Here is a 14052-nt window from a genome sequence, read left to right as displayed (position 1 = left end):
AAAATAGCATATTGTACTAAAAAAATGATAATTCTTAGTTTTCATTTTCATTAACTTTATCAGTTTTTTGTACTTTTTGTTTTAATTTTTGATAAATTTCACAATGTTGCATTAAATAAGCATCATTTCCTATAGAAGCTATTTTTCCTTTATCAAGTACAGCAATTTTATCAGCATTTTCTATAGTGCTAAGTCTATGAGCGATGATGAGTATTAAGCGATCTTTTTTTAAGCTTTCTATAGTTTTTACTATGGCTTTTTCACTTTCATTATCAAGTGCTGAGGTTGCTTCATCAAAAATTAAAATTTGAGGATTTTTATATAAAGCCCTTGCTATAGCAATGCGTTGTTTTTGTCCGCCGGAGAGATTTTTCCCATGTTCTTTTAATTCAGTATGTATACCGCCAAGCTCTTGAACAAAATCATAAGCATTAGCTTGTTTTAAAACCTCTATTATACGTGCTTCATCGTATTCTTTAGCATAAGCAATATTTTGAGCTATAGTGTCATTAAATATATAAATATTTTGAGTTACCAAAGAAATATTTTCTCTTAAACTAATAATATCAAAAGAACTAATATCTCTTTGGTTGATTAAAATCTCACCACTATCTTTTTCAAAAAAATACATTAAAAGATTAATAATAGAAGATTTTCCTCCACCACTTGATCCAACTAAGGCTAGAATTTCTCCTTTATTAAAAGAAAAATTTACATCTTTTAATACCATTTTATCTTTTTGATAGCTTAAAGAGACATTTTTAAAATGGATATTTTGGATATTTTCTGTAAGTTTTTTATCACCACCTTTAATTTGTGGTTCTAAATCAGTTAAATAAAAAGTTCTCTCGCTAGCTGCTACTGCATTTTGTAATCTTGTATAAAGTGAAGAAAGTCTTTTAATAGGAGTATAAGCCATAAATAAAGCTGTAGTAAAGCTAAAAAAAGATCCTATACTTAAACTTCCATCAATTACTTCTTTACCGCCTATTATAATTACTATTGCAAAGCCAATTGAACCCATGGATTCCATTAAAGGGCTACTCAAAGCTTCGATTCTAATGCCTTTTAAGGAAAGCTTGCAAACTTCACTATTGGTTTGGCTGAATTTTTGCATTTCATTTTTACTTGCATTAGAAGCTTTAATAAGTTCTATATTAGAAAAGATTTCGCTTAATCTTGAAGTAAGATCAGAATTTTTTTCTTGGGTGTTGCGTCCTATTTTTTTGATTTTTTTAGCAAAAATAGCAAGAGGGTAAATTGCTAAAGGCAAAATTACTAAAGCAAAAAAAGCAAGTTTTGGACTTTGATAAATCACCACACTTAAAAGCCCAATGGCAGTTAAACTTTCCCTTAAAATTTCAGGTATTATGGTAGAAACTATATTTTGCAAAGCTCCAATATCAGAAGTACACCTGCTGATTAATTCCCCACTTCTGTATTTATGAAAAAAGCTCATATCTAAGCGTAAAAGATTGCCAAGAACTAATTCTCTTAATCTTCTTAAAATATCTGTCCCAACATAAGATATATAATAAACTTGCATATAAGCACCAAGATTTTTTAAAGCATAAATTAAAATCACCAATAAAGGCATATAATAAAGCAATTGAGCATTTTTTTCTATAAAAATTTTATTTAAAATAGGCTCTATGATGTATGCACTAGCTGCTGTGCCACCGCTAGTTAAAAGCATACCTATAATAGCTAAAACAAAATAAAACCAATAATCTTTATAATAAGGCTTAAAGCGAGTAAATACCTCTCTAAGCTTCATTTCTTTGTAATTTTTATCCATTTTTCTCCCATACCACACCATTTGGTGTATCCATTAAAAGAATATTCTCTTTAGCCAAATCATCACGAATTTGATCTGCTAAGGCATAGTTTTTTTCTTGTTTTGCCTTGTTGCGTAGAGTGATTTTTTCTTCTATTTCTTGACATTTTTCTTCACTAATACCAAATTGAAAATATTTTATAGTATCTATAAAACCTATACCAAAAATAAAAGAAAGTTCTTTTAAGGTTTTTTCTAATTGTATTTTATAAGTTTTATCTTTTGGATTTTGATCTAAGTAAATATTACTTTCATTGATAAACTCATCAAGTAAAGCTAAGGCTTTAGAGGCATTTAAATCATCATTTAAAACTTCTAAGATATTTTTAGCTATTTCACTTTCTATGGTAATTTTTTCATCTATAAAAGCATTTAAATTTAAGCGTTTTTTTAAGCGGTAAAATTTATCAAGTCTTTTTTTAGCAGCTTGTAAGTCTTCTAAAGCATAGTTAAAATGCGCTCTATAATGTACGCTTAAAAGATAAAATCTCAAAACCTCTCCACTAAAAAGTTTTAAAGAATCTTTTAGAAAAAAGCTATTTCCCAAGCTTTTGCTCATTTTTTCACCATTAATTTGTACAAAGCCATTGTGTAACCAAAAATTAGCTAATTCATGATTGTTTTTACAACGACACTGACAAGCTTCGTTTTCATGATGAGGAAAAAGCAAATCTATACCCCCTGCATGAATGTCAAGTTTATCTTTAAAAATACTTTCTATCATCACAACACATTCTGTGTGCCAACCTGGTCTTCCTTTGTCAAAACTTGCAGGATAAAATTTTTCATCAAATTTCCATAAAACAAAATCACTATCATTTTTTTTAGCCACGCTTTCTTCTAGGCGTGATTGATTATCTTCTAAATTTCTTTTAGAGATATAAAAATATTTATCATCTTTGCTAGTATCAAAATAAATCCCATCTTCAAGTTTATAAGCTAGGTTTAATTCTAAAAGTTTTTCTATATATATAATCATTTGCTCAATATAAGCTGTAGCCTTTGGTTTAAAATCAGGTTCTAAGATATTAAGTGCTTGCATATCCTCTTCATATCTTTTAATATAAAAATTTGTAATTTCTTCTAAACTTTTGCCACTTTCTTGCATTTTTTTTAAGATTTTATCATCAATATCAGTGTAATTTCTAGCAAAAACTACTTCATAATCATTTGCTAGTAAAACTCTTCTTAAAAAATCAAAACACACGCTACTTCTTGCATGCCCTAAATGTGCATCATCATATACAGTAGGCCCGCATAGATAAATGCTTGCTTTTTTTGCCTCATGTGGGATAAATTCACATTTTTTCTTTAAAACACTATCAAAAAAAACCATTAAAATAAACCTTTAAAAAAATGATAAATTTCAATTAAAAATTGTATTAAAATATCTTTAATTTCAAATAAGCCTAAAGCAAATAAACTTAAAAATACTATACTAATAAGCCAAAATTTAACCCTAAAAATACCCCAAAGATTTTTAAAGCCAAATTCTTTAATATTAGCATATAATAAATAAAAAGCACTAATAGATGAAGCTAATGCAATGCCTAAGCTCTTATAAGCTTCTTCTTTGATAAGTAAAATAATCACTATACTAAAAAATGCTGATATAAAAAGTGTTTTAAAGGCTATTATAGCGGCTATTTTTTGTTTAAATTTAGCATAAAGCCATAAAGAAAAAAGTTTTTGTAAGCCAAAAGGTAAAAGTCCTAAAAGATAAGCTTGTAATAAAAATGCAGTGATTTTTGTATCTTCTTGATTAAAATTTCCTCTTTGAAATAAAAACTCCACAATTTCTTTAGCTAAAATAATCCCCACTATGCTAGCTAAAATCAAAAGCACGCTTAAATATTCAAAAGCTTTTTGCATAAAAGCTAAGGCTTTTTGTTCTTCATTTGCTTTTAAATACCTTAGTATTTTTGGAAAACTTACTTGACTTAGTGCGATTGCAAAAAGAGCTAAAGGAAGCTGAAAAACCCTATTAGAATAATATAAATACGAAATACTTCCAGCCATTAAAAAACTAGCTATAGTGGTATCTAATAAAGAACTAATTTGATTTGCTGAAGAACCTAAAAGTCCATGGGTAAATGTAGAGTGAAATTTATTTAAATTAGTCTTTGTTTTTTTAAGTTTTATGCTTAAATACATACTTTTTAAAATTCTAGTGTTTTTTAAAGCAAAAATATGCCATATAAGTTGAGCTAGACCACTTAAAACAGTCGCATACGAAAAATAATACAAAGCTTCTAAAGGTTTATCTTGAGTGACAAAAAATCCTGCAATCACAACAAAAAGATTAAAAAATGAAGCAGAAAAAGAAGTGATGAAAAAATTTTGTTTATAATTTAACAAAGAGCCTAAAAAAGTTACTAAAAAAATAAAAAACAAATACCAAAAATTAATAGAAACTAAAGGCGCAGCTAGAATGATCGTTTCTTTGTTAAAACCAAAGGCAAAAATCTTTGTAAAAAATTCAGCAAAAAAACTCACTAAAACACAGGTTAAAAAAACAATTATACTAAATTGTAATAAGACATTTATACAAAAAGCACCTTTTTTACTTGCTTTTAAAAAACTTGGTAAAAAAGCTTGTCCAAAAGCCCCTTCTGCAAAAATTCTTCTAAAAAAAGCAGGCATTTTTAAAGCCACAAAGAAAATATCACTATAAATTCCAGCTCCTAAGTACAAAGCTAAAACAATATCTCTTAAAACACCCATAATCCTAGAAAATAAAATTCCCAAGGCATTGATGATGAAATTTTTAAAAATAATATTTTTTTTCATTAATTTTCATTCTTTAAACATTAGTTTGAGTATTATAAAATTTTTTAGTAGCAATAATTTTAACTAAATTTTGATTTTATTTTTGCTAAAATCAAAATTTTATACACAATAAGGAAGCTTAAGCTATGGAAGAGAAGAAAATTTTATATACTAAAGACCCTTATAAAGAGCTTTTGATATTTGCTTCTGAAAATAAATGCGAAGTTGATGAACTTGATTTTAGATTGTTAAGTTTTAGTACTTCTTATACTTATGATAATCAAGAATGGATAAAAGTTAATGAAAAAGAATTAAAAATTTTTGAAGAAAATGAAAAATTTTTAATTCATGATTTAAGTATAGAGCAAGAGTATAAAATAGAAATTTATTTTAAAAAATTTGCACGCATACCAACTTTTGAAGTTAGCTTGCATGTTAATGAGCTTTGTACTTTATTAAAAGCTAGTGTTAGAGCTAGTGAAGCTATTATTTTTCATGATAAATTAGCACTAGAGCTTTTAGAGGCTATTTACAAAGCGATGATAAAAGAGAAATATTTGCTTGGATTTAGAATTTTTGATTTTAAAAAGCAAATTATTGATTTTAATACTAAAGTTAAAGAAAAGCAAAAATTTGATTTTGAAGTTGAATTTGAAGTATGTAAGGGAGTTAATCCCCAAGAGCCCACAAATGAAGAAATTCAATATCACTATTTAGAAAATCTAAAAAAACACAATGATGTGATGAATAGAAACTATGTAGCACCTATAGGAAAAGATGAGGTGGCTATTGAGAGGATTAAACCAAAAGAGGGTAGTGATGGTAAAGATTTAAGATTTAAAATTTTAAAAGCCCTCCCGCCAAAAACAAACAAAGAAAAAGTTATTTGTTCTGATAATTTTGAAGTTAAAGAAGATGATGAAAGTATAAAATATATTGCCAAAAAAGATGGCTTTATTATCCAAAAAAAATCTATTTATGAGATAGAAAATTATTTAGAGTTTAACAAGGTTGATTTTAAAAGTACGGGTTCTATTTGGGCGGGTTTTGATAAACAAGTTATTATTGTGATTAAAAATACAAATAGCTTAGAAGATGCAATAGGTCCTAGGATTACTGTTGAGGCTCAGGAATTAGAAGTTACTGGTAATATGGCTCAAGATTCTGTCTTAAGAGGTAAAAAAGTAATTCTTAAAGGTAATATGCATCATAAAAGCACTATTATAGGGCAAAAGGTTGAGGTTAATATTTTAAGAGGATATTGTGAGGCTGAGGAAGTTTTTGCTGAAACTTTAGAAAATGGCTCTATCAAGGCTAAAAAAGTAAATATTAAAAAGGCTGTGGGTGGGGAGATTATTGCTGATGAAATTTATATACAAGAACTTGGTGGAAATTGTTTATGTAGTGCTAAAAGTTTAATCTGCATTGAAAAAATTCAAGGAAGTGGCAATAAACTTGTAATTCAAGATCTCAAAGCTTTTGATAAAGAAAAAAGTGGCGAGGAAATACTTTTGCATATTGAAGAGTTGAAAAAAGAACAAGAAAATTTAGTCAAAGAAATTGAAGAAACCAAGCATACTATCCATGTGAGTAAAGATTCTGTGAGAATTTTACAGCAAAAGGTAAAAGAATTAATGAGCGCAAAAAGAGCTATACCACAAGCTTATAAGATTACTATTAAAGATTTTAATCAAAAGATTGAAAATTTAAATATTTTAGCTAATAAGATAGAAACTTTAAAAGAGGAAGAAAAAGCAAATATAGAAAAGCTTAAAAAAATTCAAGATGAACTTCTAAAATCAAAAATTATTAATAAAAGTGGAAAATGGATGGACTTAAACGAGGTTAAATTTGTTTTATTAAATCCTAGAAAAGAATTAAGTTATCATCCGCGTAATGATGAGATGATTGAGTGTTTTGAACTTGAAAAGATAGATACTGAAGATGGAGTAAGTGTTTATGAAATTCGCTCTATTAGTAATTACAAGGAATAAGCTAAATGATAGTGGCAATTGAAGGAATAGTGAGTAAAAAAGAACCTACTTTTGTAATTTTAAAAACTTCAAGTGGAGTAAGTTATGGTGTTTATGTGTCGCTTTTTTGCTCAAGTAATTTTGAAAAAGATCAAAAGGTTGAGTTTTTAATCACACAAATTATCAAAGAAGACTCTCATAAATTATATGGATTTTTAGACATTAACGAGCAAAGAATGTTTGAATTATTAATCAAAATTAGTGGTATAGGAGCAACTACTGCTATGGCACTTTGCTCAAGCTTAGATACTAATACTTTTTATACAGCTTTGCAAAGTGGCGATGAGGGTGTATTTAAAAAGGTTCCTGGTATTGGTCCAAAGAGTGCAAAAAGAATTATAGCTGAGTTAAGTGATGCAAAAATCAATATAGAAAATTCTAATCAAGATCAAGCGCAAGCTTTGGCAGCTTTACTTTCACTTGGTTTTAAACAAGAAAATATTTTAAAGGTTTTAAGAACTTGTGAGAGTAAAAATACTAGTGAGCTTATTAAAGAGGCTTTGAAAAAATTAGCATAATAAAAGGAAAAATATAATGATATATGGTGTAATTTTTGGTGCAAATTCTTATGAGCATGAAATTAGCATTGTGAGTGCTGTGGTATTAAAAAAAGTACTCAAAGCGCAAAAAAAATTTATATTTTGTGATAAAAATAAGGAATTTTTTCTTATAGATGAAGAAAAAATGAATGCAAAAACTTTTAGTAGTGGCGCTTATAAAAAAGAAAAAGCCTTAATGTTAAAGCAGGGTGGGTTTTTTATAAAAACCATGTTAGGTGAGAAAAAACTTGACATTGATGTAGCGGTAAATATCGTACATGGAAAAGATGGCGAAGATGGCAAAATAGCTGCTTTGCTTGATTTTTATGGTATAAAATACATAGGACCGCGCATAGAAGCTAGTGTTTTATCTTTTAATAAGGTTTTAACTAAACTTTATGCACAAAGCGTAGGGGTGAAAACACTTGATTATAAGGTTTTAAATTTACATAAAGAGCAAAATGTTTCTTTAGACTTTCCTTGTATTTTAAAGCCCGCAAGATTAGGTAGCAGCATAGGTATAAGCATAGTTAAAGATGAAAGCGAGCTTAAATATGCTAAAGATGTTGCTTTTGAATTTGATGAGGATGTTGTGGTTGAAAAATTTGTAAGCAATATTAAAGAATACAACTTAGCAGGTTGTATGATAGGTGAAAAAATGGAATTTTCTATCATTGAAGAGCCTAGAAAAAATGAAATTTTAGATTTTGAACAAAAATATTTAGGTTTTTCAGAAAGTTCTAAAGTCAGTGAAGCAAATATTAGTGAAGAATTAAAACAAAAACTAAGGGATAATTTTACAAGAATTTATAATCCTTTATTTAAAGGAGCTTTGATTCGCTGTGATTTTTTTGTGATAGATGATGAGGTTTATTTAAATGAGATCAATCCAAATCCAGGATCATTGGCAAATTATTTATTTGAAGATTTTACTAATACAGTTGATAATTTAGCAAAAAATATAGAGCTAGAAAAGCAAATTAAGATTGATTATGCTTTTATTCACAGCATTAATGGACAAAAAGGTAAATTATAATCATGGCTACTTTTAGCAAAGATGAAATTTATACTGCAACTGAAGTAGTAAGAAATTTCAGTACTATGCTTGAAAAAACAAAAAAAAGTGAAAATAGCAGGGTGGTGATAGTAAAAAATAATAAATTTGAAGCCGTGCTTTTGAGCTTTGAAGAATATGAGCGTTTAAATGAAGCTGTAATGCTTTTAGAAAAAATTTATAAAGATAAAAAAGGCTAGAAATGGCAAAAACTAGAGTATATTCTAATGGATATTTTTATAATTTAAGTTATGAAATCATCAATCCAAAATGTGAAAAAACAATTCTTATTTTACACGGTTGGGGTGCTAATAAAGAGCTTATGAAACAAGCTTTTGAAAAGTCTTTGAATGATTTTAAACAAATTTATTTAGATTTACCTGGTTTTGGAAATTCAAGTATAGACGCACCTATGGATTCTTATGCTTATGCAAAGGTTGTAGAAGATTTTTTAACTACAATTGAACAAAAGGCAGATTATTTAATGGGGCATTCTTTTGGAGGAAAAGTTGCGACTATTATGTGTCAAAATGCTAATTTTCAAGGTTTGATTTTACTCTCTAGTGCAGGTGTGGTTTTGCCAAAAAGCTTTAAAGTGAGGTTTAAAATAGCCTTGTTTAAAATTTTAAAAAATCTTCCTTATGGGGATTTTTGGAGGAAATTTTTTATTAGCAAAGACGCTCAAGGTATGAGTGAAGTGATGTATGAAACCTTTAAGAAGGTTGTTAATGAAAATTTAGAAAATGAATTTCAAAAGCTTAAAAACCCTATTTTGATTTTTTGGGGTAATGAAGATAAAGCTACGCCTTTAAAAAGTGGAGCGATTATCCACTCTTTGGCACAAAAAGGAAATTTTTTTGCATTAGATGGGGATCATTTTTTCTTTTTAAAACATGCTGATTTTATAAGTGAAAAAATACATGAGGAATTTTTAAAAAATGATTAGTATGATAGCTTTTTTAAGTTTGAATTTTTTACTCGGATTTTACCTGATTTTAGCTTTGCAATGGTACTCTTATAAATTTTCACGCATAATTTTACATTTTGCTAAGCCTTTGTGGCATTTATATTTTTTAATAATTCCTTATTTTGCTTTTGTGTTTTCTTTGTATAGTGGAAATTTTTATTTATATTTTATAGTTTTTGCTTTATCTTTGTTATATGGTGGGTACTTATATAAAAATTTAGATAAAAAGCTAGTTTTTACTGCTAGGATTAAGCGTTATTTTTTATTCTTGTTGCTTTTTACTTTAGTATTTATGCCATTTTTTTGGATGGGTTTGGAAGCTTTAGTAGCTGCATTTTTATTAAGCTTTTTAGTAGAAAAAATAAACCAAAATACATTTATAAAAAAGGCAAATAAAAAAATTTGTGATAATCCAAAATTAAAAATTATTCTAATTACTGCAAGTTTTGGAAAAACAAGTATAAAAAATTTTTTATACGAACTTTTAAAAGATGAGTTTAAGTGTTATAAAACTCCAAGAAGTGTTAATACTTTCATGGGTATAGTAAAAGATATCAATGAAAATTTAGAAAATAATACTGAAATTTATATCGTAGAAGCTGGCGCAAGAGAACAAAATGATATTTTAGAAATTACAGAGTTTTTGAATCCTCAAATTTGCATAGTAGGTGAGATCGGCTTGGCGCATTTAGAGTATTTTAAAACTCAAGATAATATCCGCAGTGCTAAGTTACAAGCTTTAAAATCTAAGCGCTTGGAAAAATACTTTTTACACTCAAGCACCTTATATGAAAATGAATTTTATGATGATTGTTTAAGTGATGTTAGGGCAAGTTTAGAAGGTTTAGATTTTAAAGTAAGATTAGATGATAATATTTATGATTTTCATGCGAATTTATTGGGTGCTTTTAATGCTTATAATATTAGCGTGTGTATTTTACTTGCTCATTATTTAGGAATAAAAATAGAAAATATTATAAAAAGTGTATCAAATTTAAAAGCAGTAGAGCATCGTTTGCAAGTGATTTCTAAAGAGCCTAAATTTATCATAGATGATGGTTTTAATGGAAATTTTAAAGGTATGAGTCAAAGCTATGAGCTTTGTAAAAACTATCAAGGAAGAAAAATTTTGGTAACTCCTGGTATAGTTGAAGTTAATGAAGAAGAAAATATAAAATTATGTAAGATAATCAATGAATGTTTCGATTTTGTAATTATTACTTCAGAGGCTAATAGCACGATTTTGCAAAAACATATTACATTAGATTTTTATGTATTAAAAGAAAAATCTCAACTTGTACAAGCTTTATCAAAATTAACCCAAAATGGAGATTTGATTTTATTTTCTAATGATGCGCCAAGTTTTATGTAAAACCATTTAGCTTAAAAAGGCCAAATGGTTTCCATGAATTTTGTCCCCCAAGGCTTACGCGTTGATTTATCTATATCACCTTCTGTTTTATAAAGAATTTTTGCATCAGCTATATATTTACTATCTATCATGTTATCTTGAGAAATATCATAAGGTCTTATAACCCCACTTAGCTGAATGATTTGCTTTTCTCCATTGATTAAAAGCTCACGACTTCCTTCTATAAAATAATTTCCATTAGATAAAACTTTAATCACTCTAGCAGAAATGGTGGTTTGGAAATTTTCACTTCTAGTTTGGCTTCCTGTGCCTTGATATTGTGAAGTACTTGCTGTAGTATAGCCTATATTTGTATAATCATTGATAAAATCTCTAGCTTTGCTAAGTCCAGCACCAGTGGTTACTTGTCCTCCGCCTAAATTAACATTATTGTTTTTACTTGTAGCTTTAGAGCCTTGTGAGTTTTGTGTGGCATTTTCTCTAATGACTACGGTAACTAAATCATTTACATTCATTGCTTTTTTATCAGAAAATAAAGGATTATCTCCTTTACCAAACAACGATCCAGGGTTGCTTTGGGTGTTATGATTTTGTTTTGGAGCTAATTCTTCTACATAAGTTGGAGGTTTCATGTTAATATGCGGATCGACTGTGGCGCTACAACCAAACATTACAAAAGGTAACAAGTAAAAATTAACATTTTTAAATTTCATAGCTTTATAACCTTATATTATTGTGATGAATTTTAAAATTATTATATTACAAAAAAACAATTATTTTGTTAAAAAAGAGGAAAAAATGAAATCCATGTTTTTATTAAATTGTGTTGATGAGAAATTTTTAACACAGTCTTTAGGAAAAGTTCAAGGTAAAATAGCTTTTTATTTTCCTGTTTTTTGTGAGAAAAATAAAGAAAAAATTGCTTTAATATGCTCAAAAAATAATACTAAACTAGAGTTTTTTAGTAGTTTTGAAAAAAATGATTATCAAAGCAAATTTACTCAAAATTCAAATGATTTTTTTAAAAAAATAATTCAAGATTATGAAAAATTAAAAAAAGAAAATGATTTTGTTATAGTGGTTGGAGTAGATGATTTTGGCTTGATGGGTGATTTGAGTTTAAATATAGCCTTAGCTAAAGAGCTAAATACTCCATTATATGCAAAAAGTCAAGATGAAAATCATACTATGTTAAATTTCTTACTAAGCCAAAAGCTTAGCGACTTTGTTTTATTAAAAGAAAATGAAGATTTTACTCAAGATTTATTACAAGAATATACCTATAAAACTCAGGCAAGATTTTCTTATGAGCTTTTTGAAAAAGCAAAAGCAGATAAAAAAATAGTGGTTTTACCTGAAAGTTTTGATGAAAGAGTATTAAAAGCTAGTGAGTTTTTAATGCAAAATGAGATTGTTGATTTGATTTTGCTAGGCGATAGCAATGAAATTTGTGCTAAAGCTAATAGTTTAAGTATTAATATCGATGGTGTACGTATTATAAATCCTAAAAATTCTCAATATAATGAAGAATTTGAAGAACTTTTATATGAGGCTAGAAAAAGTAAAGGTATGAGTAAAGAAGAAGCTAAAAAGTTAGTACAAGATAAAACATATTTTGCAACCTTGCTTGTTTATACTCAAAAAGCGCATGCTATGGTAAGTGGTGCGAGCACAACTACTGCTGAAACTATTCGTCCTGCCCTGCAAATTATCAAAACAAAACCTGATGTGAGTTTGGTTTCTGGTATGTTTTTTATGTCTTTAGAAGATAAGGTTTTGGTTTTTGCTGATTGTGCTGTTATGCCAAATCCAACTCCTGAGCAACTTGCTGAAATTGCTTATGTGAGCGCAAATAGTGCTAAAGCTTTTGGGCTTGAACCTAAAGTGGCTTTGCTTTCATATTCTAGTGGAGATAGCGGAAGTGGGGCTAGTGTAGATGTAATTAAAGAAGCTACTAAAATAGCTAAAGAAAAATATCCTCAACTTGAGCTAGAAGGTCCTATACAATTTGATGCAGCATATGATATGCTAACAGCAAAAAGCAAAATGCCAAATTCTAAAGTAGCAGGAAAGGCAAATGTATATGTGTTTCCTGATTTAAATGCGGCAAATATTTGCTATAAAGCAGTGCAAAGAACAGCAAATTCTTTAGCTATTGGCCCGATTTTACAAGGCCTTAAAAAGCCTATTAATGATTTAAGTAGAGGTTGCTTAGTGGAGGATATTGTTAATACTGTGATTTTAAGTGCTATTCAAGCACAAGAATAAGGAGAAAAATGAAAATATTAGTTTTAAATTCAGGCTCATCTTCAATTAAATTTAAGCTTTTTGAAAAAGATGAAGCCCTAGCATCTGGTTTGGTGGAAAAAATAGGTGAGCAAAGCTCTAAAATAGAATTAAAAGATCTAAAAAGTGGTCAAAAATACAAAAAAGAATTAGCGATTAAAGATCATGAGCAAGGTATTGAATTAGTAAATGAACTATTTGCTCAAAGTGGAATTTTACATGATTTAAACGAACTTGATGGATGTGGACATAGGATAGTTCATGGAGGCCCAAATTTAACTAAACATTGTTTAGTAGATGATGAAATTTTAAAAGAAATTGATAGAGTTGCTCACATAGCACCTTTACATAATCCTGCACATTTGATAGGTATTAAAACTATGATAAAAGCAGCTCCAAAAGTTCCTAATGTGACAGTTTTTGACACAGCTTTTCATCAAAGTATGCCTGATTATGCTTATATGTATGCTTTGCCTTATGAGTTTTATGAAAAACACCAAGTTAGAAAATATGGCTTTCACGGCACATCACATTCTTATGTAAGCAAGCAAGCTGCGCATATACTTGGTAAAGATATTAATGAATTTAATGCAATTAGCGCTCATCTTGGAAATGGTGCAAGTGTTTGTGCTATAGAAAATGGAAAATGCATAGATACTTCTATGGGCTTTACACCGCTAGAAGGTTTGATCATGGGGACTAGATGTGGAGATATTGATCCTGCTGTATTGCCATTTTTAGCAAAAGAATTAAATTTAAACCCGTCTGATTTAGACACTATAATGAATAAAAAAAGTGGTGTTTATGGAATTTGTGGGTTTAATGATTTTAGAGATATTGAAGCTCAAATTGAACAAAATAACGAAAAAGCAAGACTTGCTCTTGATATGTTTTGTTATCGTTTGAGTAAATATATTGGCTCATATTTTGCGATTTTACCTAGAGTTGATGCATTGATTTTTACAGCTGGTATAGGCGAAAATGATGATATTGTTAGAGCAAAAGTTTGTCAAAGACTAGCGCATTTAGGATTTGATATAGATTTAGATAAAAATGCACAGCTTAGGAATGGCGAGATTAGTAAAAAAGACTCTAAAATTAAAATTTTAATTGTTCCAACAGAAGAAGAATTAGAAATAGCTAAAATTACCACAGAACTTATTAAAAATAAATAACCTTGAGTTTTAAAACTCAA

Annotated in this window: 12 protein-coding genes; 8 read left to right on the top strand and 4 right to left on the bottom strand. The window is 28.4% G+C overall.

Going from position 1 to position 14052, the window contains the following annotated elements; translation table 11 throughout:
• Positions 1–34: 34 nt before the first annotated feature.
• The 3 genes from CAMP18497_RS04915 to murJ are packed head-to-tail and all read right to left on the bottom strand — an operon-like array spanning position 35 to position 4627.
• On the bottom strand, positions 35–1798 hold the full coding sequence (locus CAMP18497_RS04915; RefSeq protein WP_337212829.1) for an ABC transporter ATP-binding protein: 1764 nt from the start codon (positions 1796–1798) through the stop codon (positions 35–37).
• Complete coding sequence (gene cysS, locus CAMP18497_RS04910; RefSeq protein ID WP_337212827.1) at positions 1791–3173, bottom strand: cysteine--tRNA ligase; 1383 nt, start codon at positions 3171–3173, stop codon at positions 1791–1793. The genes CAMP18497_RS04915 and cysS overlap by 8 nt, the downstream gene beginning before the upstream one ends.
• Positions 3173–4627 (bottom strand): murein biosynthesis integral membrane protein MurJ, encoded by a 1455-nt coding sequence (gene murJ / locus CAMP18497_RS04905; protein WP_337212825.1) that lies wholly within the window; start codon positions 4625–4627, stop codon positions 3173–3175. The genes cysS and murJ overlap by 1 nt, the downstream gene beginning before the upstream one ends.
• A 125-nt stretch (positions 4628–4752) precedes the next feature.
• Here murJ and CAMP18497_RS04900 point away from each other — a divergent pair, with 125 nt between their 5' ends.
• From CAMP18497_RS04900 to CAMP18497_RS04875, 6 genes are read left to right on the top strand one after another with little or no spacing between them, the layout of a single operon-like run.
• Positions 4753–6600, top strand: a complete 1848-nt coding sequence (locus tag CAMP18497_RS04900; protein ID WP_337212823.1) for a flagellar assembly protein A — start codon at positions 4753–4755, stop codon at positions 6598–6600.
• Between the two features lie 5 nt (positions 6601–6605).
• A complete protein-coding gene (gene ruvA, locus CAMP18497_RS04895; RefSeq protein WP_337212821.1) occupies positions 6606–7157 on the top strand; it encodes a Holliday junction branch migration protein RuvA in 552 nt (183 codons plus the stop codon).
• 16 nt (positions 7158–7173) lie between these two features.
• The gene (locus CAMP18497_RS04890) at positions 7174–8214 is read left to right on the top strand and encodes a D-alanine--D-alanine ligase (RefSeq protein WP_337212819.1); all 1041 of its coding nucleotides are present in this window, start codon (positions 7174–7176) and stop codon (positions 8212–8214) included.
• 2 nt (positions 8215–8216) lie between these two features.
• On the top strand, positions 8217–8432 hold the full coding sequence (locus CAMP18497_RS04885) for a type II toxin-antitoxin system Phd/YefM family antitoxin (RefSeq protein ID WP_039618043.1): 216 nt from the start codon (positions 8217–8219) through the stop codon (positions 8430–8432).
• Positions 8433–8434: 2 nt separating this feature from the next.
• Complete coding sequence (locus tag CAMP18497_RS04880; protein ID WP_337212816.1) at positions 8435–9178, top strand: alpha/beta fold hydrolase; 744 nt, start codon at positions 8435–8437, stop codon at positions 9176–9178.
• Complete coding sequence (locus tag CAMP18497_RS04875; protein ID WP_337212814.1) at positions 9171–10571, top strand: UDP-N-acetylmuramoyl-tripeptide--D-alanyl-D-alanine ligase; 1401 nt, start codon at positions 9171–9173, stop codon at positions 10569–10571. The genes CAMP18497_RS04880 and CAMP18497_RS04875 overlap by 8 nt, the downstream gene beginning before the upstream one ends.
• A gap of 11 nt (positions 10572–10582) precedes the next feature.
• Here CAMP18497_RS04875 and flgH read toward each other — a convergent pair whose 3' ends face one another.
• The gene (flgH, locus tag CAMP18497_RS04870; protein WP_263664106.1) at positions 10583–11284 is read right to left on the bottom strand and encodes a flagellar basal body L-ring protein FlgH; all 702 of its coding nucleotides are present in this window, start codon (positions 11282–11284) and stop codon (positions 10583–10585) included.
• 85 nt (positions 11285–11369) lie between these two features.
• Between flgH and pta the strand changes: the two genes are divergently transcribed.
• Together pta and CAMP18497_RS04860 are read left to right on the top strand one after the other, a co-directional pair.
• Positions 11370–12839, top strand: a complete 1470-nt coding sequence (gene pta / locus CAMP18497_RS04865) for a phosphate acetyltransferase (RefSeq protein ID WP_337212812.1) — start codon at positions 11370–11372, stop codon at positions 12837–12839.
• Between the two features lie 8 nt (positions 12840–12847).
• On the top strand, positions 12848–14032 hold the full coding sequence (locus CAMP18497_RS04860; RefSeq protein WP_337212810.1) for an acetate kinase: 1185 nt from the start codon (positions 12848–12850) through the stop codon (positions 14030–14032).
• Positions 14033–14052: the final 20 nt, after the last annotated feature.

Origin of the sequence: Campylobacter sp. W0066.1, from assembly GCF_024723635.1 — a bacterium.
GTDB lineage: Bacteria > Campylobacterota > Campylobacteria > Campylobacterales > Campylobacteraceae > Campylobacter_D > Campylobacter_D lari_C.
Note: the sequence above shows the minus strand (reverse complement) of the source record. Positions and strands in the feature narration are given on the sequence as shown.